This window comes from Variovorax sp. MPBD4-3, from assembly GCF_058809745.1.
Genome location: NZ_JBXASW010000046.1, coordinates 1 through 26,588 on the forward strand (window position 1 = coordinate 1; position 26,588 = coordinate 26,588).

Annotated in this window: 19 protein-coding genes; 5 read left to right on the forward strand and 14 right to left on the reverse strand. The window is 67.9% G+C overall.

The annotated features are described in order from the left end of the window. Positions 1–243: 243 nt before the first annotated feature. The 3 genes from AC1RVW_RS22600 to AC1RVW_RS22610 form a co-directional block, all read right to left on the reverse strand. Positions 244–1,872 (reverse strand): phospholipase D family protein, encoded by a 1,629-nt coding sequence (locus AC1RVW_RS22600; protein WP_493202613.1) that lies wholly within the window; start codon positions 1,870–1,872, stop codon positions 244–246. 80 nt (positions 1,873–1,952) lie between these two features. Then, positions 1,953–2,183, reverse strand: coding sequence for a hypothetical protein (locus AC1RVW_RS22605; RefSeq protein ID WP_081269590.1), 231 nt, complete (start codon positions 2,181–2,183; stop codon positions 1,953–1,955). Positions 2,184–2,262: 79 nt separating this feature from the next. Further along, positions 2,263–3,180, reverse strand: coding sequence for a LysR family transcriptional regulator (locus AC1RVW_RS22610; RefSeq protein WP_493202615.1), 918 nt, complete (start codon positions 3,178–3,180; stop codon positions 2,263–2,265). Between the two features lie 108 nt (positions 3,181–3,288). On the opposite strand from AC1RVW_RS22610, the gene metE reads away from it, so the two are divergent. From metE to AC1RVW_RS22625, 3 genes are read left to right on the forward strand one after another with little or no spacing between them, the layout of a single operon-like run. Continuing rightward, on the forward strand, positions 3,289–5,580 hold the full coding sequence (gene metE / locus AC1RVW_RS22615) for a 5-methyltetrahydropteroyltriglutamate--homocysteine S-methyltransferase (protein WP_493202617.1): 2,292 nt from the start codon (positions 3,289–3,291) through the stop codon (positions 5,578–5,580). A gap of 56 nt (positions 5,581–5,636) precedes the next feature. Further along, positions 5,637–6,284 carry a DNA oxidative demethylase AlkB gene (gene alkB / locus AC1RVW_RS22620; protein WP_493202619.1) on the forward strand — a complete coding sequence of 216 codons (648 nt, stop codon included), beginning with the start codon at positions 5,637–5,639 and terminating at the stop codon, positions 6,282–6,284. Between the two features lie 30 nt (positions 6,285–6,314). Next, the gene (locus AC1RVW_RS22625) at positions 6,315–8,159 is read left to right on the forward strand and encodes an ABC transporter ATP-binding protein (protein WP_493202620.1); all 1,845 of its coding nucleotides are present in this window, start codon (positions 6,315–6,317) and stop codon (positions 8,157–8,159) included. Between the two features lie 92 nt (positions 8,160–8,251). Here AC1RVW_RS22625 and AC1RVW_RS22630 read toward each other — a convergent pair whose 3' ends face one another. From AC1RVW_RS22630 to AC1RVW_RS22650, 5 genes are all read right to left on the reverse strand, one after another. Next, positions 8,252–8,860 (reverse strand): hypothetical protein, encoded by a 609-nt coding sequence (locus tag AC1RVW_RS22630; protein WP_253819950.1) that lies wholly within the window; start codon positions 8,858–8,860, stop codon positions 8,252–8,254. A 179-nt stretch (positions 8,861–9,039) separates the two neighbouring features. Next, the gene (locus AC1RVW_RS22635) at positions 9,040–9,474 is read right to left on the reverse strand and encodes a hypothetical protein (RefSeq protein WP_493202623.1); all 435 of its coding nucleotides are present in this window, start codon (positions 9,472–9,474) and stop codon (positions 9,040–9,042) included. Beyond that, entirely contained in the window at positions 9,471–9,722 is a 252-nt protein-coding gene (locus AC1RVW_RS22640) for a hypothetical protein (protein WP_493202625.1), read from the reverse strand. The genes AC1RVW_RS22635 and AC1RVW_RS22640 overlap by 4 nt, the downstream gene beginning before the upstream one ends. A gap of 343 nt (positions 9,723–10,065) precedes the next feature. Next, positions 10,066–11,739 carry a methyl-accepting chemotaxis protein gene (locus tag AC1RVW_RS22645; protein WP_493202627.1) on the reverse strand — a complete coding sequence of 558 codons (1,674 nt, stop codon included), beginning with the start codon at positions 11,737–11,739 and terminating at the stop codon, positions 10,066–10,068. 57 nt (positions 11,740–11,796) lie between these two features. Then, entirely contained in the window at positions 11,797–12,075 is a 279-nt protein-coding gene (locus AC1RVW_RS22650; RefSeq protein ID WP_106934119.1) for a hypothetical protein, read from the reverse strand. 177 nt (positions 12,076–12,252) lie between these two features. Here AC1RVW_RS22650 and AC1RVW_RS22655 point away from each other — a divergent pair, with 177 nt between their 5' ends. Both AC1RVW_RS22655 and AC1RVW_RS22660 read left to right on the forward strand, forming a co-directional pair. Next, positions 12,253–12,486 carry a hypothetical protein gene (locus AC1RVW_RS22655; RefSeq protein WP_493202629.1) on the forward strand — a complete coding sequence of 78 codons (234 nt, stop codon included), beginning with the start codon at positions 12,253–12,255 and terminating at the stop codon, positions 12,484–12,486. A 72-nt stretch (positions 12,487–12,558) separates the two neighbouring features. Then, positions 12,559–12,765 (forward strand): hypothetical protein, encoded by a 207-nt coding sequence (locus tag AC1RVW_RS22660; RefSeq protein WP_285411115.1) that lies wholly within the window; start codon positions 12,559–12,561, stop codon positions 12,763–12,765. 36 nt (positions 12,766–12,801) lie between these two features. On the opposite strand, the gene AC1RVW_RS22665 is transcribed toward AC1RVW_RS22660, so the two are convergent. The 6 genes from AC1RVW_RS22665 to treS all read right to left on the reverse strand — a co-directional run bounded on the left by AC1RVW_RS22665 (position 12,802) and on the right by treS (position 26,574). After that, positions 12,802–13,128 carry a cell envelope biogenesis protein TolA gene (locus AC1RVW_RS22665; RefSeq protein WP_106934116.1) on the reverse strand — a complete coding sequence of 109 codons (327 nt, stop codon included), beginning with the start codon at positions 13,126–13,128 and terminating at the stop codon, positions 12,802–12,804. A gap of 71 nt (positions 13,129–13,199) precedes the next feature. Next, positions 13,200–18,374, reverse strand: a complete 5,175-nt coding sequence (locus AC1RVW_RS22670) for a malto-oligosyltrehalose synthase (protein ID WP_493202631.1) — start codon at positions 18,372–18,374, stop codon at positions 13,200–13,202. After that, positions 18,367–20,235 carry a malto-oligosyltrehalose trehalohydrolase gene (treZ, locus tag AC1RVW_RS22675; RefSeq protein ID WP_493202633.1) on the reverse strand — a complete coding sequence of 623 codons (1,869 nt, stop codon included), beginning with the start codon at positions 20,233–20,235 and terminating at the stop codon, positions 18,367–18,369. Before treZ ends, AC1RVW_RS22670 begins: the two co-directional genes overlap by 8 nt. Beyond that, on the reverse strand, positions 20,232–22,394 hold the full coding sequence (glgX, locus tag AC1RVW_RS22680) for a glycogen debranching protein GlgX (protein WP_285411118.1): 2,163 nt from the start codon (positions 22,392–22,394) through the stop codon (positions 20,232–20,234). Before glgX ends, treZ begins: the two co-directional genes overlap by 4 nt. 40 nt (positions 22,395–22,434) lie before the next feature. Continuing rightward, positions 22,435–23,196, reverse strand: coding sequence for a mechanosensitive ion channel family protein (locus AC1RVW_RS22685; protein WP_493202636.1), 762 nt, complete (start codon positions 23,194–23,196; stop codon positions 22,435–22,437). Between the two features lie 33 nt (positions 23,197–23,229). Continuing rightward, positions 23,230–26,574: a maltose alpha-D-glucosyltransferase gene (gene treS, locus AC1RVW_RS22690; protein ID WP_493202638.1), complete on the reverse strand. Its 3,345-nt coding sequence runs from the start codon at positions 26,572–26,574 to the stop codon at positions 23,230–23,232. Positions 26,575–26,588 lie beyond the last annotated feature (14 nt).

Consider the following 26,588-nt stretch of genomic DNA (forward strand, 5'->3'; position numbering starts at 1 on the left):
TGAAAACACCCTCCGTGGCCCCCGCCGCAGGCACCGAGCGAGATCAGGAGCGCCACTGCGCAAGCGGAGCGCGTCGTCTTGAAGAACGAGATGGAGGCGGCCGGGGCCACGGAGGGTGTTTTCATGGATGGTTTCAGGTGAGAGGGAGTAAACAGAAGAATCAACTCGTTACGAGCCGTGTGATTCTTCTGTGGACCCCTTCCACCCACCATCCTCTGTTTTGAGGATGCGGCTCGGCGGCAGCTAGAGCAGGCTCTCCGGCACCAGCGGCGCCAGCAGGTCCAGCTTCCAGCGCGACCAGAAGTCCGTCTCCGGCTCCTGGTGCAGGATGGTGTCGGCCGCGTCGCCCGAGGCCGGGCTCACCCACTCGATGGCACCCGTCGCCCCCAGTTGCAACTGGTAGGCGCCGTCCAGCCGGATGAAGCCGATCAGGCTGGTGAGTTGCTGCGCGATCTGCGGGCTGAAGATGAAGATGCCGACTTCGGTGTTGTGCAGCATCGAGCGCGGGTCGAAGTTCATCGAGCCGATGAACACGATCCTGCGGTCGATCACCGCCGACTTGCCGTGCAGCCGCCCGCTGGCCGAGCCGTACATGCCGAAGCGCTTGGTCTGCTCCACCCGCTTGGGGCTCAGCTCGTACAGCTCCACGCCCAGGCGCAGCATCTCGGGCCGGTAGCGGCGGTAGCCGATGTGCACCAGCGACTCGTCGGTGGCCGCCAGCGAGTTGGTGACGATGCTGTAGCTCACGCCGTTGCCGCGCACGATGCGGATGCTCTCCATGCCGCCGCGCCCGGGTATCAGGTAGGGAGTGGTCTGCAGGACCTCGTTCTCGGCGCCGCGAATGTAGCGGCGCACGTTGTAGAGCACGCTGTCCCTCGATTCGTCCGCCGGCAGGCCGCGCGCCTCCTCGGTCGGCGCGAGGGCCTTGGCGGGCGCGTCGGCATAGGCCTCGGCGCGCGCCCACACCAGCTTCAGCGCGCCGGCGTCGAGGTCCTTGGCCAGCGGGTTGTTGCCGAGCAGGTCGGTGGAACCGGGCTCCTCGGGGTGCAGCTGGGCCGGGCCGGTGGTGAGCCTGTCGAAGCGCTCGCGCAGTTGCGCCTGGGTTTCGCCGGTGGCGGGCACCAGCGATTCGATCGGGTACACGTACGGGCTGTTCCAGTACACGTCGAACAGCGACGACAGCCTGGGCACCACCGCGCCCGCCACGAGCGTGTCGATGTCGATGAAGTTGGAGCCGCCGTCGCGCAGGAAATACTCGTTGGCGATGTTGCGCCCGCCCATGACGCCGACCACGTTGTCCACCACGTAGAGCTTGTTGTGCATGCGCCGATGCACGCGGTCGAAGTCGAGGATCGACCAGGCCCAGCGCGTGCCCAGACGGTCCCGCCCCGCCGGGAACGGGTTGAACAGCCGCACCTCCACATTCGGATGCGCGGCAAAGCTGGTGAAGAGCGGATCGGCGCCGGCCGTATAGAGGTCGTCCACCAGCAGCCGCACGCGCACGCCCCGGTCGGCAGCGTCGCGCAGCGCGCGCAGCAGGTAGCGCCCGGTCTCGTCGTTCTGCACCAGGTAGTACTGCACGTCGATGGAGCGCTGGGCGCGGCGCGCGAGTTCGACGCGCGCATGCAGAGAGAACTGCGGCATCGGCAGCAGGCGGAAGCCGCTCAGCGGCTCGCCGGGCGGTGCCTCAGCCTGCACGAGGCGCCCGAGCGTGGTGTCCGCGCCGTCCGCGATGGCCGTGGAGGGCTTGCGCTGCACGTCGGCCGGCAGGCCCGCGCAGCCGGCCAGGAACAGCATGGTCACGCCGGCCAGCAGCCAAGCCAGCCACCTTGCGCGCGGTATTGGGGTAGCCCGGCGGAAAGAGTGCGGCATCGGAAGCGGAACGTGGGGGGTTGAAAACGCTCGCGGTTTCTACCACGCCCGCGCCCGGCGGCGCTGTCGCCGACGCCTGCTCAGTGCCCCCGCGCCGCGCCCCACTGCCGAACGAAATGGTCGGCCCGCAGCGTGGCGCGCTCCACGGCCGCGTCCCATGAGAGTTGCTGCGTGATCACCAGCGCGCAACGCGGAATGCCGCTCTGGCTCAGCTCTGCGAAGCCGACGTAGGTGCCGCGCGGCGTGCGCATGAGCTCGACCCAGCAGCTCCAGCCTGCTGGCACACGGAGGTCGAGCCGGGCGGTGTCCATGATGTAAACACCATAACTCTTTTGTTCCGCAGTTCAAAGAATTGAAACCCTAAGGACTACTTTTCAAGTCCTTTCAGGCTCAAGTCAGCGAGTTTTTCCCTTTTTCGAGCAATTCGCGCGATTGCCTTGCCAGCTCGACGAATGCCTTCAGGTAGTCGACTTCGATGTCCGCCTCGCGCGCGCCCAGGAAGATCTGCTTGGCGATGCCGCGAGGCCCGAGCCGCACCGGCACGATGTCCATCTTTTCCGCATATTCCTCCACCAGCCAGCGCGGCAGCGCCGCCACGCCCCGGCCGCTGGCGACCATCTGCAACATGATGTCGGTGGTTTCTATGGCCTTGTGGCGCCTGGGCGTCACGCCGGCGGGCATGAGGAACATGTTGTAGATGTCCAGCCGGTCGGTGGCGACCGGGTAGGTCACCAGCACTTCCTGCGTCAGGTGCTCGGGCTTCACGTAAGGCACGCCTTCCAGGGCGTGGCCGCGCGGGACCACCAGCACCTGCTCGTAGTCGAACACCGGCTCGTAGTGCAGGCCCGGCTTGTAGAGCGGGTCTGGCGTGACCAGCAGGTCGATCTCGTAGCCGAAGAGCGCGCCGATGCCGCCGAACTGGAATTTCTGCTTCACGTCGACATCCACGTCGGGCCAGCTCGCCAGGTAGGGCGACGCCACTTTCAGCAGCCACTGGTAGCACGGATGGCATTCCATGCCGATGCGCAGCGACCCGCGCTCGCCCTGGGCGAACTGGCGCAGGCGCTCCTCGGCCAGGTCCAGTTGCGGCAGCACCCTGTTGGCGACCGCCAGCAGGTACTGCCCCGCCTGGGTCAGCCGCAGGCTGCGCCCTTCGCGCTGCCAGATCTCGGTGCCGAGCTGGGCTTCGAGCTTGCGGATCGAATGGCTCAGGGCCGATTGGGTGAGGTGCAGCACCTCGGCGGCGGCCGTGAGCGAGCCTTGCTTGTCCACTTCCTGGACGATCGACAGATGGGCGCGTTCCAGCATGACTAATGAGTGAAATTCATCGATACGTGAAATAAGACCATTTTACTTCACAGGTCGGCAAACCTACGATCCAGCCCTTTCCTGACTGCCGGACGTTTCCGCTACCCCATGACCACTACTCACAACCTCGGCTTTCCCCGCATCGGCGCCAGGCGCGAACTGAAGTTCGCGCTGGAGTCTTACTGGAAGGGCGAGTCCTCGCGCGACGCGCTCAAGGCCCTCGGCGCCCAGCTTCGCCAGCGCCACTGGAGCGACCAGGCCGGCATCGACCTGGTGCCCGTGGGCGACTTCGCCTTCTACGACCAGGTGCTGGACATGAGCTTCACGCTCGGCAACCTGCCCGAGCGCGTGCGCGGCTTCCACGGCGACGCGCTGGACAACTACTTCCGCGTGGCGCGCGGCCGTTCGGCCCAGGGCGCGGAAGACCACGCCGGCTGCTGCGGCGGCGTGGCCGCCGGCGAAATGACCAAGTGGTTCGACACCAACTACCACTACATCGTCCCCGAGTTCACCGCGCAGACCGAATTCAGGCTCGACGCCTCGCGCCTGCTGGAACAACTGGCCGAAGCCAGGGCCCAGGGCGTGAAGACCAAGCCGGTGCTGGTCGGCCCCGTCACCTACCTGTCCATCGGCAAGGCCAAGGACGATTCCGACAAGCTGGCGCTGCTGCCGCGCCTGCTGCAGGTGTATGCCGAGCTGCTCGAAACACTGGCCGCCCAAGGCGTGGAATGGGTGCAGATCGACGAGCCCCTGCTGGTCACCGAACTCGACGCCGACTGGCAGCACGCCTTCAACACGGCCTACCACCAGCTCAAGGCCGCGCGCATCAAGATCCTCGTCGCCACCTACTTCGGCCAGCTGCAGGAAAACAAGTACCTGGCCGCCAACCTGCCGGTGGCCGGCCTGCACGTCGACGCCGTCAACGGCCGCGACGACATCGTTCCGCTGCTGACCATGCTGCCCGCGCACAAGGTGCTGTCGCTGGGCGTCATCAACGGCCGCAACATCTGGAAGAGCGACCTCGCCTCTATCCTCGACTGGCTGGAACCGCTGGCCGCGCGCCTGGGCGACCGCCTGTGGATCGCGCCCTCGTGCTCGCTGCTGCATGTGCCGGTGGACCTGGCCAGCGAACAGAAGCTGGACGCAGAGGTCAAGTCGTGGCTCGCCTTCGCGCTGCAGAAGCTCGAGGAGCTGCGCGTGCTGGCCACCGCCCTGCGCGACGGCCGCGACGCCGTGAAGGACGCCTTCGCCGCCAACAGCGCCGCCCTCGCCGCGCGCCGGGCGTCGCCCCGCGTCAACAACCCGGTAGTGCAGGCAGCGGTTGCCGGGCTCTCCAGCCAACTGGGCCAGCGCGAAGGCGCCTATGCCCATCGAGCCGCCAAGCAGGCCGCATTCCTGAAGCTGCCGAAGTTTCCCACCACCACCATCGGCTCGTTCCCTCAGACCGCGGAAATCCGCCATGCGCGCAGCGAGCACAAGGCCGGCCGGCTGGACGACGCCGGCTACAAGGCCGCGATGCAGGCCGAGATCGCCCGCAGCGTGCGCGAGCAGGAAGCCCTCGACCTGGACGTGCTGGTGCACGGCGAAGCCGAGCGCAACGACATGGTCGAGTACTTCGGCGAGCAGCTCGAGGGCTATGCCTTCAGCCAGTTCGGCTGGGTGCAGTCGTACGGTTCGCGCTGCGTGAAGCCGCCGATCCTGTTCGGCGACATCAGCCGCCCGAAGGCGATGACGCTCGAGTGGACCCGGTACGCGCAGTCGCTCACGCAGCGGCCCATGAAGGGCATGCTGACCGGCCCCGTCACCATCCTGAACTGGTCCTTCGTGCGCGACGACCAGCCGCGCTCGGCGTCGTGCAAGCAGCTGGCGCTGGCCATCCGACAGGAAGTGCTCGACCTGGAAAAAGGCGGCGTGCGCGTGATCCAGATCGACGAAGCCGCGCTGCGCGAGGGCCTGCCGCTTCGCAAATCGCAATGGCAGGAGTACCTGGACTGGGCGGTGGAGTCGTTCCGCATCACCGCCAACGGCGTGCGCGACGAGACCCAGATCCACACGCACATGTGCTATTCGGAGTTCAACGACATCATCGCGTCGATCGCGGACATGGACGCCGACGTGATCACCATCGAGACCTCTCGCTCCGACATGGAGCTGCTCGACGCCTTCGACGACTTCAAGTACCCCAACGAGATCGGCCCGGGCGTGTACGACATCCACTCGCCGAACATTCCCAGCCAGGAGCACATCGTGCAACTGATGAAGAAGGCCGCCGAGCGCGTGCCCGCCGAGCGCCTGTGGGTCAACCCGGACTGCGGCCTGAAGACGCGCCAGTGGGCGGAAGTGCTGCCCGCGCTGGCCAACATGGTGGCGGCCGCCAAGACGCTGCGCGCCTCGGCCTGAGGCCCGGCCATCGCCGCCCGCAGGCGCGGGGCGCGGCGATGGCGACAATGTCGTGCATGACGCTCGCCCTGTTCGACGACCCGCCCCGCCCAGCGCGCGAACCGCTCGGCCCCGACGCGTTCGTGCTGCCCGGCTTCGCGCTGCCCTTCGTCGACGAACTGCTGCCCGCCATCCGCGCCGTGGAAGAGCGCGCGCCGTTCCGCCATCTCGTCACCCCGGGCGGCTTCACCATGTCCGTGGCGCTGACCAACTGCGGCGCGCTGGGCTGGACCAGCGACCGGCGCGGCTACCGCTACAGCCCCACCGACCCCGGCAGCGGGCTGCCGTGGCCCGCGATGCCGGAGCCCTTCATGCGGCTCGCGCGCGAGGCGGCCGGGTCCGCCGGCTTCGACGGCTTCGTGCCCGACGCCTGCCTCGTCAACCGCTATGCGCCCGGCGCGCGGCTTTCGCTGCACCAGGACAAGGACGAGCATGACTACGGCGCGCCCATCGTGTCGGTGTCGCTCGGCATGGCGGCCGTGTTCCTGTTCGGCGGTCTCGCGCGCGGCGACAAGGCCGTGCGCGTGCCGCTCGTGCATGGCGACGTCGTGGTCTGGGGCGGCGAAGACCGGTTGCGCTACCACGGCGTGCTGCCACTCAAGGAAGCGCCCCACCCGCTGCTGGGCGCGCAGCGCATCAACCTCACATTCCGCAAGGCGGGCTGACTGACTGACCGACCGACTGACTGAAAACGCATGCAGGCGACCACCACGACCACCGGCACGAAGAAGAGCAACAGCCCCGGCAACGCGATCCGCGAGCTCTATGCGGCCCTCTGGCACTTCGCAGCAGGTGCGCGTGCGCAGCTGCTGGGCGCCACGGCGCTGCTCGCCGTGTCGCAGCTCATACGACTGGCGCTGCCCTACCTTGCCGGGCAGGCCATCAATGCCCTGCAGCGCGGCGAGCTGAGCGGCGCCGGCCGCTGGATCGCCGCGCTGGCAGGCGTGTACGTGGGTGCATGGGCGCTGCACGGGCCGGGGCGCATTCTGGAGCGCAACGTGGGCATGCGGGTGCGCGAGACGCTGGCCGACCAGCTCTATGCGCGCATCGCCGCCGCGCCGCTCGCCTGGCACGACGGCCACCACTCGGGCGAGCTGCAGCACCGCGTGCACCAGGCCAGCCGCGCGCTGTCGGACTTTGCGCAGAACCAGTTCATCTGGCTCACCAACGCCGTCAACTTCGTCGGGCCGCTGGTCGCGCTGGCGCTGCTGTCGCGCACCAGCGGCATGACCGCGCTCGCGGGCTATGTGCTGATAGGCCTCGTCATCGTGCGCATCGACCGCGCGCTGATGAAACTGGCGCGCGCCGAGAACGACGCCGACCGCCGGTACGTGGCCGCGCTGCTCGACTTCCTGGGCAATGCATCGACCGTCATCGGCCTGCGGCTGCAGGGGGCTTCACGCCTGCTGCTGCGCAGGCGCATGGCAGCGATATCGCTGCCGCTGAAGCGCACCGTGGTGCTCAATGAGGGCAAGTGGTTCGCGGTCGACCTGATGGGGCTGGCGCTGACCTGGGGCCTGGTCGTGGTGTACGTGTGGCAGGCACGCGCACCCGGGCAGGCCGTGATGCTGGGGGCCGTGTTCATGATCTACCAGTACGCGCAGCAGGCCGCCGGCGTCGTCACCTCGGTGGCCGCCAACTTCAGCTTCTTCGCGCGCATGCACACCGACTACAGCAGCGCGGAGCCGATATGGCAGGCACCCTCGGGCGACGTGCTCGCGAGCGTGCCCGAGCAGGTGCCGGAGCGCGAGCGCATCGACGCATCGGCGGTGTGGCGCCGGCTCGATGTCGACGGGCTGCAATGGCGCTATGCGGCGCGCGGGGAGCCGCAAGCGGAGCCCTCCGAACCCGTGAAGCGCAGCAGCGGCCTGCACGACGTGAAACTGAGCCTGCGCCGGGGCGAGCGGGTCGCGCTGGTCGGGCCGAGCGGCGGCGGCAAGAGCACCCTGCTGCGCGTGCTGGCCGGGCTGTATCCACCGGACAGCGGCGCCCTGTCGCTCGACGGAAAGCCCGTCGACTGGACGCAACTGCGCCGCCTTGCCACGCTGATCCCGCAGGAGACCGAACTGTTCGAAGCCAGCGTGCGCGAGAACCTCGCCTTCGGCCAGCCGCGCGACGACGCGCTGCTGCTGGCAGCGCTGCACACCAGCACCTTCGACGAAGTGCTGAAGGCGAACCACGGCGACCTCGACACCGCCGTGTCGGAGCGGGGCTTCAATCTTTCGGGCGGACAGCGGCAGCGACTGTGCCTGGCGCGCGGCGTGCTGGCCGCACAGGGCAGCTCGTTGCTGCTGCTCGACGAACCGACCAGCGCGCTCGACGCGGGCACCGAAGCACGCGTGCTGGAGCGCATCGCCCGTGCGTTTCCCGATGCCTGCGTGGTGGCGTCGATCCACCGGCTGAGCCTGCTGGAGCGCTTCGATACGGTGGTGCTGATGGAAGCCGGGCATGTGGTCGACCACGGGCCGCGGGATGCGGTGCTGGCGCGGCAGCCGCTGTTGCAGCGGATGGTGGCGCCGGCCGGTGGGGCCGGGCACTGACTGTCGGTGGGTAGCAGTTCAGACGGCGAAGACCATCGTTGTCATTCCGTACGCAGCCTGCGCCGGCCAACCTGGCGCGCGAATCGTTGGACTCAAGGCATTGCCGGCCGCACCGCGACCGAGCTCGGCGCAACCTGTGCGCGAATGTTCTGAGCAATCCTCGTCGCCAGCGCATCGACCGCATGGTCATAGCTCTGAACGACCTCTTGCGGACGCTCCACCAATTCACTGAAGCTCGACCAACGATGCTCAGGGTTCGCCGGCACGCTCCACGAAGCCTTCTCGCTCGTCGCATCAGCCCCGTAGTAAAGCGTTTCGCTGTAGAGGCTGTCTTCCGTTTCGCCTCGAACCAGATAGGCACTCAGATTGACGCGCGGAACATAGTCTTTCGAGAAGCGGGCGGAGAACATGCCGACTTCGTTGAGATAGATGCGCAGCACCGCATCGGTCGGAGGCAGCTTGCTTTCATCGATCGCAGATTCCGCCGAGCGGCTCGAAGCGCCTTCGACGACCTTCGCTTCAAAGCCCTGAGCTGCCAGCTGCCGAACCAACGCTGCAGTGAGCTTCGGCCCCATGTCTTTTCGAGTCGCCTCCATGCGGTCGTTGAAGTCCGAACTCTTGATGCGGTCTGCAACGGACTGCCACAGCACGCCGAGCGGGATGCCCTTGTTTTCGGTATGCAGCTTGTCGATGGGCGTCACTGGGACCACCATGACGCGTTTAACGGGGGCCTGCTGCTGAGGGACGACCGGAGATCGGGCGCAACCTGATAGCAGACCGAATGCAACGAGAGCGGTGAGGAAATAAATGCGCATGGAAAATTTTTGATTGATGACTACTGCTGGCACGGACATCCGTCGTGCACGCTGCGATTGAAATGTCAGAACCGGCCGGTGTCTTTGGGGTTGTGGACGATCTGAATCAGCACATCAGGCGTGTAAGCCTTCGTGCGGGAGATCTCGGCAATCTCCCCTCCTGCGGCGCCCGCGAAAACCAATACGCCCTGCCCCTTGTAGGCGAGGTAGTGGCGCCACCGGTCCGTCCCGTTGTATGTAGGGATCCAGGCCTTGCCAGTGTTGTTCACCGTCTCGGCATCCGGCTTGCCCATGATCTTGACGGCCTGCGCGTAGGTCATTCCGGCATGCAGCTGAGCGATCGCGGTGCCCGGCACCGGATGACCGACGACAGTGCGCTCTTCGTCCTCCTCTGCAGCCACCAATGCTCGGCGACTCGGTTCATACAACGGCGCGGTTCGGCAGGCTGCCAGCGCGATGCATGCCAGCGCGATGGCGCAGATTACATGGCCTCGTTTCACCACTGCCCCTTGGACCGTCCAGCCGACCACATGACGAGCGTTGCAAAAACAGTCACGCCTAGGATCACTGCCAACAAACTGAGCAGCTCAGATGGCGCAACAGGAAAATAAAGTACACGGTGAATCGCCCAGCGAATCAGGGGCATCGCAAGTAAGGCCCCCACGGAAAACCCGACGCCAATGATGAAGAGGAATGTCAGGAACAAGACTCCCAACATCCTCAAACCTGTACTTTTTGCTTGAATCATCTACCACCTCTATTCGGATTGCCAGTGCTGGGCGAAGCACCTTGGCCATTGACTCCGGCATTCCCGAGTTCCTGCAGGAAGCTGCCAACGCTGGTGCCACCTATTCCGGGCAACAAGCTTGGTTGCTCCATTGCCATACAGTTGGCCGCCTACGTTGGCGGTGGCACCGATTGTTCCTCCGAATTCCTATTTCGCGGTCGATACGTATGAATTAACTGCGGGTCACTGAGAAGCTCGATAGTTAACGTCCGTCAAAGATTTGCGCAGTCAACGTCGCCGACGGCCTCGCATGGCTGCCGGCTTCGAACCACCGCCCGCCCCGTTCGGAGCGCTCCAACAAGCACTAGCTTGTCCGGACTTGCCGCTCCATGAGCCTGAACACATCGACCTCCTGCATCAACCTGCCCGCCTGGTCCTGCAGAGCACTGGAAGCCGCGGCGGCCTGCTCCACCAGCGACGCATTCTGCTGGGTGGTCCCCTCGATCTGGGCGAGCGCGAGGTTCATGTGCTCGATGCCGGTAGTCTGCTCGTGGCTGGCGTTCGTGATCTCTCCGATGATGCTGGTCACGCGGAGCACGCCGCTCACGATCTCCTTCATGGCTGCCCCGGCATCCGCCGCGTGGCGCGTGCCGGCCCTGACCTGGCTGACCGAATCGTCGATGAGGCTCTTGACCTCCTTCGCGGCGGCCGAAGACCTCTGCGCGAGATTGCGCACCTCCGACGCCACCACGGCGAACCCGCGCCCTTTCTCTCCCGCTCGCGCGGCCTCCACGGCCGCATTGAGCGCCAGGATGTTCGTCTGGAAGGCGATGCCTTCAATGACCCCGACGATCTCGACGATCTTGCCGGAGGCCTCGTTGATCGAGCCCATGGTGTGGACCACCTGGTTCACGACGCTGCCCCCGCGGCGCGCCACGTCGGAGGCCGACACCGCGAGCTGATTCGCCTGCATGGCGCTCGTCGCGTTCTGCCGCACCGTCGATGTCAGCTGGACCATCGAGGCGGCCGTCTCCTGCAGAGAGCTTGCCTGCTGCTCGGTGCGGGCCGACAGATCCTGATTGCCGGTTGCAATCTGGGAAGACGCCGACAGCATGGCTTCCGTGCCCTGCCGCACACCGCTCACGATGCGCACCAGGCTGTGCTGCATGTCGGCGAGGGCATCGACCAGCGGCGTGAACTCATCGCGATGGGGATCGGCAATGGCCACCGTGAGATCGCCCCGGCTCACGCGGTTGGCAACGGCTTGCGCGGCGGCGATGCGCCGGCGCACCAGCCTGACGATGTGCAGGAAGAACAACGTCATGCCGGTGGCCACGGCAGCGACCAGGGCCGCGAGCTGCAGCCGGGTCTGATCCGCGTTGGTGCGTATTGCCGCCAGTTCGGTTTTCAGTTCGTCGCCCTGCCGCTTCTTCGCGCGGTCGAGCCACACCAGAAGCCGGTTGCGGGCAGGAATGGTTTCCCGCACGAGCTGGTTGAAAGCCGCATCGATGTCCGCGCGCTTGGCCAGCGCGACGTTCGTGTCGGCAATCGGCCAGAATTCGGCCGCCAGTTTTTCGAACTCCTTGAAGTCGTTCAGGTCCGCGGTGTCCGTGAGGCCCGCGCGATAGTCCGACGCACTTTTCTCGATGAGCTGGCGCCGCTGCCCGATGTCGGCCAGCGTGGCCTGAAGGTCCTCGGGCGACTTCACGAGCATCGCGTGCCTGATCTGCAGCGACGCGCGGATCACGTTGAGTTCTATGGCTGCAATGCGTTGGAGTTGCGGCACGCGCAGGTCTTCGGTGGCGGCAGCAAGATCGCTCACACGCGACAGGTCGCTCCACGAAAAACTCGCAAGACCGGTCAGGCTGGCGACCAGGATGGCAAGAACGCAATAGAGACGCTTGGCGATTCCAAGCTTCGCTGGAAATTTCATAGAACCCACAATCAGAATAAGAACGGCCCACGGCGCCGACTCCCGCCGGCCTATGGCTATCGGCGCCTTGAAGCCGCGCGACACCTGACATATGTCAGGTGCCATGGCGGGCTTCAACGCATGGGGCTGTCTATCTGATCGTGAGCGTGCCGGGGCTCTACGTCAGAGCCGGCCCTGTCCGTCCCCCGTGCGGTCGTGCACCCAGCGCATCGCCTGCTGCTCCGCGTGGCGCAGCGCCTCGGCCTCGGTGGCGTAGGAAACGTTGTCGGTGTCCGGGGGCAGTTCGACGTCGGGCTGGTCCGCCACGCGGCTGCGGCAGACCACCACGGGCCTGTAGGTCTGGTTGTCCAGCCGCTCGGCGCGGCAAAGGAAAAACCGGCCGAGGTAGGTGAAGGTGACGAGGCGTTCCTCCACGGCGGGTGTTGGGGTGTTGGCATCCATGATGGTTGCTCCTGTGTGTTCGTTGAAATTCCTGGCTGATATCGAGCCTGCGGTGCAGGGCCGGCCCTGCGCGTGGGAACCGGCCCACGCCATGCGTCGGCTGGCAGCACCTGTGCGGGCAATGCGCTGCGTGCCAAGGTCGGTCTCATCAATTCACTTGCCTGCACACACATCCACATGGAGCTTCTTGCACTCATCCAATGGCCCGCCTTCGCGGCTTCGCTGGCCGCCGCTTGGCTGGTCGCGTCGCGCGACAAATCCCGCCGCAATGTCGGCTTCTGGATCTTCCTGCTGAGCAATGTGCTGTGGGTGGTGTGGGGCGTTCACACCGATGCGTGGGCGCTGATCGCGTTGCAGGTGTGCCTGGCGGCACTCAACGTGCGCGGTCTCTTCAAGACGGAAGAAACATGACCTCGGATGCGCCATCCGACCCGTGGAATTCGGCCTACAGACAGGCCGCTCGGGCAGGTCCATGGTGAATGCATGAACCACCCGATCGAACTCACCATCGTGGAGCCGCTGCCGGGCGCCTATGTCTGGCAACTGCTCGAAACCGACGACAAGGGCGAGAGCCCTCGCCTGCTGCGGCGCGCATTCGATGCCGAAGACAGCTACGAGACCGCCCTCTCAGCGGGCCAGCGCGCGCTGCGCAGCGAGATCCGCCAGCGCGCGAGCCCACGTCAGCACTGAGGCTCAAGGCCTCAGGCCGTTTTACTGCGGCTTGACTTACTTCGGCGTACCGCCGGGCACCGGCACCGGCTTGCCCGGGCGGCGGGCGTCGCGCGTCTCCGCACGGCGCTCACCGGCCCTGGCCGCGCGGTCCGTGCCAATGGCGCCGCCTTCCGGGGTCTTGGCTTCGTCACCCGCAGCGGGTGCGACACCCTTCTGCGGCCGGCGGTCCTTGCGTGCTTCGCCGGCCATTTCCGACTTGCCCGTGGCGTAGCCGGGCGAGTTGGGCGGCACGGCCGCGCCGGGCGGGTTCGACTGGGCATGCGCCACGGTCGCGATCAAGCCTGCCACAAGCACGGAAAACACGGACACAGATTTCGTCATTGGAGATCTCCTGGATAAAAAACCCCGGAAGGGGCGGTCAGCGAAGGAGATTCGGGGTTGCCGATCGCCGCTCATGTAGGAATGCGGCTCGCATGCTTAGGAGTGCGCACCTTGTAAGCGGCCCACGGGATGCTTCCGAACGCCTGGGCCAGCGGCAGCGATGCATCCTTGCCCGCGTGCAGCGTTTCGCCGGTCAGCAGGTTCTGAAGCTGCGCGCCTGCCAGCTCCGCCGGCAGTTGCACCGCCGTGTCGCTCCAGATGCCGGCCTCGGGCAACGAAGGCATGCCGCCGCTGCCGGATGCCAACCCGACGAACAGCCGCCCCGACACGACCACCAGCATCTCGTCTCCATGCCGCCGCGCAAAGGCCACGACATGGCGCGACAACGCGCCTTCCACAGCCAGCCCTTCGTACCCGCCATCGCGAAACAGCTCCGCATGCTCGCGCCGCAGCGACAGCAGACGCCAGATGAACCACAGCTTGGCGCGCCCGTCGTGCGGCGACGCAGCCAGCGCGCGCACCCGCGCGGCGAGGCTAGGCGCATCGGCGGCCATGGCCTGCAGTTCATGGAGCCGCTGCTGCCGCCCCGCGTAGTCCACGGGCCGGCGGTTGTCCGGATCCACGAGGCTCAGCTCGATCAGCTCGCTGCCTTGGTAGAGGTCGGGCACGCCCGGCGATGCGTACTTCAGCAGCGTAAGCGTCAGCCCGTTCCATGCGCCGAACCAGGCAAGCCGTTTCGCGAAGAGCTGGATGTCGGCCAGGCAGCCGCCCTCTTCCATGTTGCCGATCACGCCCCGCACGAAGCCTTCGAGCGCGGCCTCGTAGGCCGCGTCGGGCTGGGTCCAGCGCGTGCGCAGCTTGGCTTCGCGCGCGGCCTTCTGCATGTACTGGCAGAGCCGGTCGGCGAAGGCCGGCGCTTCGGCGGCGTCGAGGCCGCCTGCCGGCAGCGTGCCCAGCAGCGTCTGGTAGAAAAGGTATTCGTCGGCGCGCGACGGTGCGTCGTCTGTCTCCAGCTTGCGCCGCGTGTCGCGGCACATGCCGTGCCAGCGGGTCAGCGCCAGCACCCAGTCGTTGGGCATTTCGGAGAGCACGTCGATGCGGTTGCGCACGTCTTCGGAGCGCTTGTTGTCGTGCGTCGACGTGGCGAGCATGGTGTGCGGCCAGCGCAGCGCGCGGTCGGCGCTGAGCGCATGGAACTCGTCCACCTCGAAGCCGAAGTGGTCGGGCTCGCCGCCCACCTCGTTGAGCGAACTCAACGGGAAGAAGCGATAGAACGCCGTGTCTTCCACGCCCTTGGCCGTGACTGGCGCGCTGAACTGCTGGAAGCGCACCGCAAAGCGACGCACCCGCTCGGCCAGCTCGCGCGGCGCACCCGCCACGGCTTCGCCGCGCAGCGCGCCGCGCACGAAGGCGAAGACCGAGCGGTCGGCATCGCCGCTCTGCCGTTCGGCCGCCTGCGTGGCTTCGTCGATGAAGCGTTCGTCCTGCGCCGAGGGCTTCTCGACGATGTAGGTGCGGTACACCGGCATGTTGGCCGCCACGTCGGCCAGCGCGCGGCGCAGCGCATTGAGCGTGTAGTCGCGCGTGGCACGGTCGGCCCGAGCGATGCGCAGCAGCTCGCTTGAAAGCACGTTGAGTTCCGACGACAGCGCATTGCGCATCACCTCGCGCCGGCCGGCCTGCGAGAGCGCATGAAAGCCCTGGGTCTCGCCGGTGAAGCGGCGCCATGCATGGCCGATGGTCTCGGCGGCCGAGGTATCGACCAGCACGCCGTTGGCCACGTTCGCGAAGCGGTAGCCGGTGGTGCCGTGCACGTGCCAGCTCTCGGGCACTTCCTCGTTGTCCGCCGCGATCTTCTCGGCCACCACGTAGAGCGGCCGGGCCGGCCTGCCTTGCGCATCGTGCGCGGGCAATGCAAGCCCCGCGCGCCGCGCGTAGCCCTGCTGCAGCTTCTCGAAGTAGCGCGCGGGGTCGTAGAGACCGTCGGGGTGGTCGATGCGCAAGCCGTCCACCGTGCCCGCCGCCGCGAGCTCGAGCGCGAAGGACTGCGTGGCCTCGAACACGTCGTCGCGCTCCATGCGCACGGCCGCGAGGTCGTTGATGTCGAAGAAGCGGCGGTAGTTGATCTCGTCCGAGGCCACGCGCCAGTAGGCCAGCCGGTAGGCCTGGGCCTCGATCAGCGCATGCATGGCGTCGCGCGCTTCGGGCGTGGCCAGGTTCAGCTCGGCCACGGCCGTCGCCACCGCCTTCGCGACCGAAGGATGGCGCTGCGCCAGGCGCGCGAGACGAGCCTTCAGCAGTTCCTTGTCGCGCGCGCGCTCGGTGCGCAACTGCGGCTGCGCCGCCTGCCGCCCCGGAAGGTGGCCGAAAGCGGTGGCGATGCTCGCGAGCGCCGCCGCGTCGTCGGCGGATTCGTCGAGCTGCGCGAGGGCTCGCGCCAGCACCGCGGGATAGCTCTCGGGCGCGAGCGGAAAACGGTGGCCGAAATAGCCGATCGCGAAGGCGCCCTCTTCCGCCTCGAAGCGCAGCGCCAGCTCGCCGCTGCCCAGCACCTCGCCGTAGTGCCCGCCGAGCACCGGCAGCAGCACCTTGCCCGTGAGCTCGACGTTCAGCGGCTGCCAGTCGATGTCGAAGTGCTGCGCGTAGAGCGAGGCCGGGCCGTTTTCCAGCACGTCCATCCACCATGCGTTGTCGGCGCCGAACACGCCCATGTGGTTGGGCACCATGTCCAGCAGCTGGCCCATACCGTGCTCCTTGAGCGCCGCGACGAAGCGCGCGAAGCCTTCTTCGCCGCCCAGCTCGGGGTTGATCTCGTCGTGCGCCACCACGTCGTAGCCGTGCATGCTGCCGGCGCGCGCGCGCTGGATCGGCGAGCAGTAGACGTGGCTCACGCCCAGTTGCGCGAGGTACGGCAGCACGCGCACCGCGTCGTCGAAGCCGAAGTCCTTGTGGAACTGCAGCCGGTAGGTGGCGCGCGGCACGCGGGCGCGCAGGTCTTGCGGCGCGTGCTGCGGCGCATCGGGTCGGCTCGCGGGGCGTACGGCGCGCAGTTGCACGGCCAGCCCCTGCATGCGCTCGCCCGTGGCCAGCGCGTGCAGCGGCACCGGCAGCTTGCGCCGCCAGTTGGGCTGCTCGTTCACCGTGCCGGGCATGTTGGCCTGCTCGACCATGCCCGCCACGTCTTCGAGCTGCACCATCATCAATGCCGACGGCGTCCTCGCGAGCCAGGCGTGCACCGCCTCCACCACGCGCGCCGTGGGCAGCGCGAGGCCCGCGGCCTCGGCGATCTCCTCGCGCGACAGCAGGCCGGCCTGCTGCACGGCCAGCATCAGCTCGATGCGCTCCTGCGCGCGGTCGAGCAGTTGCTTGTCGAAGACGCGCTCGTCGGGGAACAGGCCCAGCGACAGGCGGGTGCGCAGGTCGTGGCCGGCCCACCAGCCGGCGAATGTCGCGAGGTCGTGCGTGCTCACGGCCACCAGCGCGGCCGGCGGATACGCGGCCGGCGGCTTGAAGCCGCTGCCCTGGTGCCGGTCGAGACGCTCGAAGTACAGCAGGCGGTAAGACAGCACGTCGGCCTTGCCCAGCGCCTCGCGCACCGCGTCTTCCACCGTGCCCAGGTCTTCGCCGATCACCATGCAGCGGTGCCGATGACTCTCGATGGCGACGATGGCGAGCAGCTCGTCCAGCGGGTAGTACACATACGCGCCGTCGTGCGCGCCGCGGCCCGGCGGTATCCAGAACAGGCGCATGAGCCCCATGACGTGGTCGATGCGCAAGGCGCCCGCGCCGTGCATGCTCGCGCGCAGCGTCTGCATGAAGAAGCGGTGGCCGTCCGCGCGCAGCCGGTCGGGACGCAGCGGCGGCAGGCCCCAGTTCTGGCCGGCGGGGTTGAACTCGTCAGGCGGCGCGCCGATGCTGGCACCGGCCGCGAACACGGACTGCGCCGTCCAGGCATCAGAGCCGGCACGGTCGACCGACACCGCCAGGTCCACGTAGAGGCCCACGCCCATGCCCAGGGCGGCGCAGCGTTCGCCAGCCCGCGCCAGTTGCCGCGCGGCCTGCCATTGCAGGTACTGGTGGAACTGCAGGCGCTGCGCATGCTGCACGGCGAATGCGGTGACCTCGGCCGAATCGGGGTCTCGGTATGCGGCGGGCCACACGGGCCAGCCCCACATCGCGGAGTCTGCCGCCAGAAAGTGCGCATGCAGCGTCTCGAACAGCGCATGCTGCCGCAAGCCCTCGCCGCGCTCCGCCACGAATGACAGGAACGCCAGGCCCTCTTCGTCCGGCGCGCCGTCTTCCGGCAGATGGCGCTCGCGGAAGTGCGCGAACAGCAGCTCCAGTACTTCGAACTTGGCGGATGCAACGCCCGCATGGTCCACCAGCGGTTCGGCGCGCAGGGCCGCCAGGCGCGCCTGGAACGCGGGCGAATCGACCAGCTTTCGCGCGGCCTCGCACTGCGCGAATTCATCCACCGCCTCGACGTCGATGTAGAGCGCGTTCAGCTGCTGGCGCGACGACGGGCTGTACGGGCTCGCATGCGCCGGATTGGCCGCGAACAGCGCATGCAGCGGGTTCACGCCGACGATGTCGGCGCCCTGCGCGGCCATGCGGGCTGCCAGATCCTGCAGGTCGCTGAAGTCGCCGATGCCCCAGTTGTGCTGCGAGCGCAGGCTGTACAGCTGCACCGCCGGCCCCCAGACGCGGCCGCCGTCCCGCACCGCGGGCGGCCTGTAGCAGCGGCCCGGCGACGCAAGCACCAGCGTCTCGCCAGCCAGCCCGTCGATGCGCAGCCGGTGGTAGCCCGCGTCGAGCGCGAGCGTCATCGGCAGCACGCGTTCGCTCAGCCAGATGCCGTCGCGCTCGCTGCGCGCCGTCTCGTGCAGCGTGGAGGCATCGGCCTCGCCGTGCCGCGTGCGACCGGCTTCGTCGGTGAGCTGCCAGCGCAGCGAGCGCATGGCCAGCGGCAGGCGCAGGGGCACGCTCCATTCGGTGGCCGATGCATCGACCACCCGCACATGAGGCAGGGCTTCCGTCCAGCGCATGGCATGCGCCGCTTCGAGGGCGCGGTGGGCGTCCTGCGCGGTGCCGATGCGCACGCCGAATTCCGCCAGCAGCGCGAGCATGCTCTGCGTCGTGGCCTGCCGGCGCGTGCCGAAGGCGTCGTGGTAGGCGGTGGCAATGCCGTAGTGTTCGCACAGCGCCGCCAGCACGCCCGCCGTGTCGTGATGAAAAACCTCATCCACCGCGCATGTCCTCCAGCGTCGCGTGCACCGCGCCGCGTTCGAGCAGCAAGGCGCCGGGCTCGGCCTGCCGCGCGCCGCTGCTGTAGACCAGCGTGCCGGGCGGCGACACCGCCGCTGCATCGGGCCCGTCGCCGAAGTGCGCGAGCAGGTGCAGGCGCGTTGCGGTGCGCCCTTCGTGCCCCTCGCGCGGCGGCCCCAGGTCCCAGTGCACCCGCAGCGTGCCGTTCTCGCACAGGAACACGCCCGCGCCGGTCGAGCCGGCCAGGTGCGGCACGATGAGCCGGTGGCGTAGTTCGAGCAACTGCTGCACCTCGCTGAACCGCGCGAAGTGGGCACGCGAGCCCCGCTCACGCCAGTTCAGCTTGGACGCCAGGAAGGTCGACTCGGCATTCGGATCGGGAATGCGCGCACGCGCCGCCTCGTCCTTGAACGCCGCGAAGCCGCCGAACTCGGAGCGCCGTCCGTCCGACACCGCCTTCGCCAGTTCAGGCCCGAAGTCGCAGAAGTAAAGGAATGGCGTCGACGCCGCGAACTCGTCGCCCATGAACAGCATCGGCACATGCGGCGACAGCAGCAGGCAGGCCATGGCCGCGCGCGTGAGCACCGGGTCGCCGAGCGCATGCAGGCGCTCGCCGAAGGCGCGGTTGCCGACCTGGTCGTGCGTCTGCAGGAAGGACACGAAGGCCTGCGACGGCAGCCGCGTGCTGGGCTCGCCGCGCCGCTCGCCGTTGCGGAAGGCCGATGGCTGCCCCTGGTACACGAAGCCTTCGGCCAGCGCGCACGCGAAGCTGCACACGGGGTCGTCCGCGTAGTCGGCGTAGTAGCCGTCGCGCTCGCCGGTCGCCAGCACATGCACCGCATGGTGCAGGTCGTCGTTCCATTGCGCGGTGCCCGCCACCGGCACGCCGTGGCCGTCGCGCGCGAGCATCGAGGCCTGGTTGGTGTCGTTCTCCAGCACGATGTGGATGTGGCGCTCGCGGCCAGGGCCGGCCTGCAGCGCGTCGCGGATCTCCTGCACGATGTGCGGATGCGAGTCGTCGCGAATGGCGTGGATCGCGTCCATGCGCAGCCCGTCGAAGCGATATTCCTCCACCCAGTACAGCGCGTTGTGGCTGAAGAAGTCGCGCACCGTGCGCGCCCCCGGCCCGTCGAAGTTGATGGCCGAGCCCCAGGGCGTGCGATGCGCCGGATTGAAGAACTCCTGGCAGTACGCATGCAGGTAGTTGCCTTCCGGCCCGAAGTGGTTGTAGACCACGTCGATCAGCACCATCAGCCCCAGCCCGTGCGCCGCGTCGACCAGCGCCTTCAGTTCGTCGGGCGTGCCGTAGGAGGCGTCGGGCGCGAACTGCAGCACGCCGTCGTAGCCCCAGTTGCGGCGCCCCGGAAAGTCGGCGAGCGGCATCAGCTCGATGGCGGTCACGCCCAGCTCGGCCAGGTCTCCGAGCCGCTCGCGCGCGGCGTTGAAGGTGCCTTCGGCGGTGAAGGCGCCGATGTGCAGTTCGTACACCACGGCCTCTTCCCACGGGCGGCCGCGCCAGGCGTCGTCGCGCCATTGATGGCGGCGCGGATCGATCACCACGCTGGGGCCGTGCACGTCCTCGGGGTTGAAGCGCGAGGCCGGATCGGGCACGGCGGTGCCGTCGGGCAGGTGGAAGCGGTAGCCGTCGCCATGGGCGGCCTCGGGCAGCGTGAGCGTGTGCCAGCCCTGCGCGTCACGGGCCATCGGGTGCGTGGTGTTCTCGCCGCCGACCGGGCGGTGTTCCAGCCGCACGTCGCCGCCCGAGGGCGCCCACAGTGCGAAGGCCACGCCGCCGTCCTCAAGGACGGTGGCACCGAAGGGCATGCGGTGCGCGCGGTTCATGGCCGCACGTCCGGCCGGCTCAACACCACCAGCGAGCGGCATTGCAGCGGATAGGCCGGCTCCGACCATGCGGGCGCCAGCGCGGCGGCGTCCTCGGTGGTGGGGGGCGGGGTGGTGCTGGCGGTGTCGACCAGCAGGCGCCAGGCACCGTGCGGCATGGCCGGCAGCGTGAAAGGAATTTCGTCGTGGTGGGCGTTCATCAGGATCAGGAAGTCGTCGTCGTGCTGGTGCTCGCCGCGCGGCCCGCGGTCGGCGATGCCGCCGCCGGGGATGTACATCGCGATGCAGCGTGCGTTGGTGTCGTTCCAGTCTTCCGTGCGCATCTCGGCGCCGTCGGGCTTGAGCCAATAGACGTCGGTCACGGTCTCGCCCTCGGCCGGCTTGCCGGCGAAGAAGGTGCGGCGGCGGAACGACGGATGCGCGCGGCGCAGCGCGACCATGCGCTCGACGAAGGTGACCAGCGCCAGCCGCTCGGGCGTGGGCGTCCAGTCGAGCCAGCCCAGCGCGTTGTCCTGGCAGTAGACGTTGTTGTTGCCCTGCTGCGTATGGCCGCGCTCGTCGCCCGCCAGCAGCATCGGCACGCCCTGCGACAGCAGCAGCGTGGCCAGCAGGTTGCGCTTCTGGCGCTCGCGCAGGCTCACCACCTCGGGGTCGTCGGTGGGGCCTTCGACGCCGCAGTTCCACGACACGTTGTGGCTGTTGCCGTCGCGGTTGTCCTCGCCGTTGGCCTCGTTGTGCTTGTCGTTGTAGGAAACCAGGTCGTGCAGCGTGAAGCCGTCGTGCGCCGTGACGAAGTTGATGCTCGCGCTGGGCTGCTTGCCCGACCAGCCGTACAGGTCTTCGGAGCCGGTGACGCGCTTGGCCACTTCGCCGATGAGCCCGCCGTCGCCCTTCCAGAAGCCGCGCATGCCGTCGCGGTACTGGTCGTTCCATTCGGCCCAGCCCAGCGGAAAGTTGCCCACCTGGTAGCCGCCGTGGCCCAGGTCCCAGGGCTCGGCGATGAGCTTGACGCGGTTGAGCGTCGGGTCCTGCCGGATGGCGTCGAAGAAGCCGCCGAGGTTTTCCACCTTGCCCGCCTCGCGCGCCAGGGCCGATGCCAGGTCGAAGCGGAAGCCGTCGACGTGCATCTCCTCGGCCCAGTAGCGCAGCGAGTCCATCACCAGTTGCAGCGCATGCGGATGCTCCAGGTTCACGGTGTTGCCGCAGCCGGTGAAGTCGTCGTAGTAGCGCCGGTTGTCGGAGTTCACGATGTAGTAGGAGGCGTTGTCCACGCCGCGCATCGACAGCGTGGGGCCGAGCTGGTTGCCCTCGCAGGTGTGGTTGTAGACCACGTCCAGGATCACCTCGATGCCCGCGGAGTGCAGCGTCTTGACCATGGTCTTGAACTCCTTCACCTTGCCCGAGGCGCTGTAGCGCATCTCGGGGGCGAAGAAGGCCAGCGTGTTGTAGCCCCAGTAGTTCTGCAGCCCCTTCTCGGCCAGGTGCCGGTCGTTGAGGAAGCTGTGCACCGGCAGCAGCTCGACGGTGGTCACGCCCAGGCGCTTGAGGTAGTCGACCACCGGCGCGCTGGCCAGGCCGGCGTAGGTGCCGCGCAGCTCGGGCGGCACGTCGGGATGGTTCATGGTGAAGCCGCGCACGTGCATCTCGTAGATGACCATGTCCTGCCAGGGTACCGAGGGGCGGCGGTCGTCGCCCCAGGTGAAGGCGGTTTCGAGCACGCGGCCCTTGGGCATCAGCGGCGCGCTGTCGCGGCGGTCGAAGGAAAGGTCTTCGCGCTTGCTGCCGACCGTGTAGCCATAGAGTGCGTCGCCCCAGCGCAACTGGCCCACCAGGTCCTTGGCGTAGGGGTCGACCAGCAGCTTGTTGGGGTTGAAGCGGTGCCCCTCCTCGGGCTTGTACGCGCCGTGCACCCGAAAGCCGTAGGCCTGGCCGGGCCGGGCTTCGGGCAGGTAGCAGTGCCACACACCGTCGGTGCGCTCGCGCAGCACGATGCGCTGCAGCTCGTGGCGGCCGCGCTCGTCGAAAAGGCACAGCTCGACCTTGTCGGCATGCTGCGAGAAAAGCGCGAAATTGACGCCTTCACCGTCCCAGGTGGCGCCGCGCGGGTAAGGGCGTCCGGGCCAGACGGCGGTGATGGTCGGGTTGGTTTTTCTTGTCATTCAGGCGTCGGGCGGTTGCTTGCGTTGGGAGAAATGCAGGTCAGCGGGGTGGGCGGTCGTCGAAACGCGATGCTGGCGGCGGCGGTGGCATGGGCACGCCCGGCACTTCCCTGCCGGTGCCCGTCTTCGTCAGTTGCTGCTGCCGGGGCCACCAGCGCTCGATCTGCGCCTTCGCCCAGTCCTTGCCGGCCAGCCCGAATGCCAGGGCCAACGCAAAAACCACGCCCGCCAGGATCACCAGGAAGCTTTCGCGCACGATGTCGCCGCCCACCTTGATCTGGTCCAGCGCGATCAGGATCACGAAAGCCATCACCGCGTACTGCGCCACCTTGGCGAAAAGCGTGGCGTCCTGCATCTTCACGCCGCGGAAATAGCTGCCCACGGCATCGCCCACGAACTTGGCGAAGTACGAGCCGAAGGCCAGCACCAGCAAGGCGACGAACACGTTGGGCACGAACCAGACGATGCGCCCCAGCAGGTCGGCGATGTAGCTCAGCCCCATGCCGTTGAAGGCGATGAGCAGCGACGCCAGTATCACCAGCCAGTAAGCCAGGATGCCGAACAGGCTGCTGGTGTCGCCCGCCAGGCCGCCCTGGCGCAGGAAGTTGTCGAGCCCCGCGCGCTCGGTCAGCACGTTGAAGTTGATGGCGCGCAAGGCCTTGGTCACGGCGAAGCGCGCCGCCTTGGCGATGAGCCAGCCCACGAACACCACCACCAGCGCCACCAGCAGGCGCGGAACGAACGCCCCCACCTGGTAGAGGATGGCGCGCAGTGGCTCCAGGTGAATGCCGAAGTTTTCCATGTGTATTTCCCCGAGTGAATGACGACGGCGGCCTCAGGCCCCGTTCGGCTGGATGAGCGCGAGCACGCCGTGCAGCGGCACCTGTACCCAGTCGGCGCGGTTGTTGAGTTCGTAGCGAAGTTCGTAGAGCGCCTTCTCCAGCTCGAACAGCGCGAGCAGTTCGGCGTCGATGGGCGCGCCGTCCGGCTGCGCGAGCGTGCCGGCGTAGCCCTTCATGAAGGCGTTGCGCGTGGCCTGCTCCCAGGCGACTGCGGGCGCGGCCAGCTTCTCGGCTTCTTCCGGGCTCTGCGCCACGCGCCGCAAGGCCGACCAGCGCGCATAGTTGAAGGAGCGCAGCATGCCCGCCACGTCGCGCAGCGGCGAGCTCTTGGCGCGGCGCTCCTCGAAGCTGCGCGCGGGCTCGCCCTCGAAGTCGATGATGACGAAGTCGTTGTCCTTCACCAGCACCTGGCCCAGGTGGTAGTCGCCGTGGTAGCGGCTCTTGAGCGCGGCGCCGCTGCCGCCCTCGCCCACGAAACGGCGCTCGGCGATGCTGGCCTGCAGCGTGTCGGCGGCGCGCAGCAGGCTCTCGGCGTCGGCCTGCGCGCCGGGAGGCAGCGCGCCGAGGCGTTCGCGCAGCAGTGCCAGCGTGGCCGTGGCATCGCCGGCGGCATGGGTGCGGTAGCCCGCCACGTCTTCGGCCGACAGCGGCTCGGGGTCGAAGGCCGCCGCGCCGGTGCGGGTGGCCAGCGCGCGGTGCAGCTCGGCGGTGCGGCGGCCCAGCGTGCCGATCAGCGCGAGGAAGCCGCCGTGCACCGCCAGCACGTCGGGCGCGTCGACGGCACCGTCGGTGGTGGCCACGTCGCGCAGGAAGCGTTCGAGATAGCCCAGGGTGTAGTCCCAGCCGTCGCCCTGGTTGGCGACGTAGCTCTGCACCAGGGCGAGCGTCATGGTGCGGCCGTCGGCGCCCATGTATTCGAGTGCGCCGAGCACCGGCACGCAGTGCGGGTAGTGCGCCACTTCGGTGAGGAAGCGGCCCATCTCGAGCTCGGGGTTGATGCCTTCGCGCACGTTGCGGTAGCCCTTGAGGAACAGCGTCTCGTTGAGCGTGACCACCGTGTTGCTGCTCACGCCGCTGGGCCGCCCGACCGGCAGCGCGTCCACATCGATGCCGAGCTGGGCGAACGCCGCCGTCGGCGTGAACACCAGCTTGCCGCCGGCCGTGGGCAGTTCGGCGCCCTTTCCGATGGCGCGGACCAGTTCGCGGCAGAAGGCCTCGTCATAGAAGGCGTCGCCCATCAGGCCGACCTGCGCCTGCTGGCGCACCTTGGCAAGCGCGGCCTGCGCCACGCCGGCCATGCGCTCTTCGTCGCGCTCCTCCCAGGCAAGGGCCAGGGGCATGAAATAGGTGGCGCCGCCGGGCGGGCCGTCGAGCGCGAGCAGCGGCAGCATCCAGCTCAGGCCGTTCACTTCCCACACCGCGTGGTCGACGATGCGCGCACGCTCGATGGCGGTGCCCTTGGAGGCGTACCAGCGCTGGATCTCGATGTGGCGCGGCAGCGTTTCCAGCTCGAACTGGTTGCGCATGCGCTCGGACATGCCGATGCGCCACGGCATCACGCGGTCGCGGAAGAAGCTGGTCCAGCCGTCGAACAGCACCAGCGTGGGCCACTCCTGCAGCGCGACGCCCTGTTCGTGCCAGCTCGGCGCGTCGGCCTCCGCGGTGAGCTTGAACCAGTAGAAGCCGTACGAAGACAGCGTGAGCAGGTAAGGCAGCTCGCCGATGGGCGGGAACGGGGAGCGGCCCAGCATCTCGATGGGCACGAAGCCGCGGAACTCCGACAGGTCCAGCTCCACCGGCTGGGCCGCGCGCGAGAGGTTGAACACGGCGAGGATCACGTCGCCTTCGTACTCGCTCAGGTAGGCCAGGATCTTGCGGTTGCCCGGCTTCAGGAAGCGCCGCTTGCCGCGCCCGAAGGCGTGGCTGGTCTTGCGCACGGCCAGCATGCGCTTGGTCCAGTTGAGCAGCGAGCTGGCGTCGCGCGCCTGCGTCTCGACGTTGAGCGCCTCGTAGCCGTACATCGGGTCCATGATGGGCTGCAGGTACAGGCGCTGCGGGTCGGCGCGCGAGAAGCCGGCGTTGCGGTCGGGGCTCCACTGCATGGGCGTGCGCACGCCGTTGCGGTCGCCCACGAACACGTTGTCGCCCATGCCGATCTCGTCGCCGTAGTAGATGATGGGCGAGCCCGGCATCGACAGCAGCATGCCGTTCATGAGCTTCACGCGGTCCAGGTCGTTCTCCATCAGCGGCGCCAGGCGCCGGCGGATGCCCAGGTTGATGCGCGCGCGCATGTCGGCGGCGTACATGTTGTACATGTAGTCGCGCTCCTTGCTGGTCACCATCTCGAGCGTGAGCTCGTCGTGGTTGCGCAGGAAGATGGCCCACTGGCAGCCTTCGGGAATGTCGGGCGTCTGCGCCATGATTTCCACGATCGGGTGGCGGTCTTCCTGCGCGATGGCCATGTACATGCGCGGCATCAGCGGGAAGTGGTAGGCCATGTGGCATTCGTCGCCGTCGCCGAAGTACTCGCGCACGTCCTCAGGCCACATGTTGGCCTCGGCCAGCAGGAAGCGGTTCTTGTACTGCGCGTCGATGGCCGCGCGCAGCCGCTTGATCACCGCGTGCGTCTCGGGCAGGTTCTCGTTGCTGGTGCCGTCGCGCTCCACCAGGTAGGGAATGGCGTCGAGGCGGAAGCCGTCCACGCCCATGTCCAGCCAGAAGCGCATGGTCTTGAAGATGGCCTCCAGCACCGCCGGGTTGTCGAAGTTCAGGTCGGGCTGGTGGCTGAAGAAGCGGTGCCAGTAGTACTGCTTGGCCACCGGGTCCCAGGTCCAGTTCGAGGTCTCGGTGTCGGTGAAGATGATGCGCGTGCCCTGGTAGAGCTGGTCGGTGTCGCTCCACACGTAGAAGTCGCGCTCGGGGGAGCCCGGCGGCGCCAGCCGCGCGGCCTTGAACCACGGGTGCTCGCTCGAGGTGTGGTTGATGACCAGCTCGGTGATGACGCGCAGGCCGCGCTTGTGCGCCTCGGCCAGCATCTGGCGGAAGTCGGCGAGCGAACCGTACTGCGGGTGGACGTCTTCGTATTCGGAGATGTCGTAGCCGTCGTCGCGCAGCGGCGAGGGATAGAACGGCATCAGCCAGATCGTGTTGACGCCCAGGTCCTTCACGTAGTCGAGCTTGGCGGTCACGCCCTGGAAGTCGCCCATGCCGTCGTTGTTCGAATCGAAGAAGGCCTTGACGTTGAGCTGGTAGATGACCGCGTCGCGGTACCACAGGGGGTCGTCGCTGTTGTCGATCTCTACGGTTTCCAGTGCGATGTGCGAAACGGGTGCATTCATGGGCGGGCGACCTC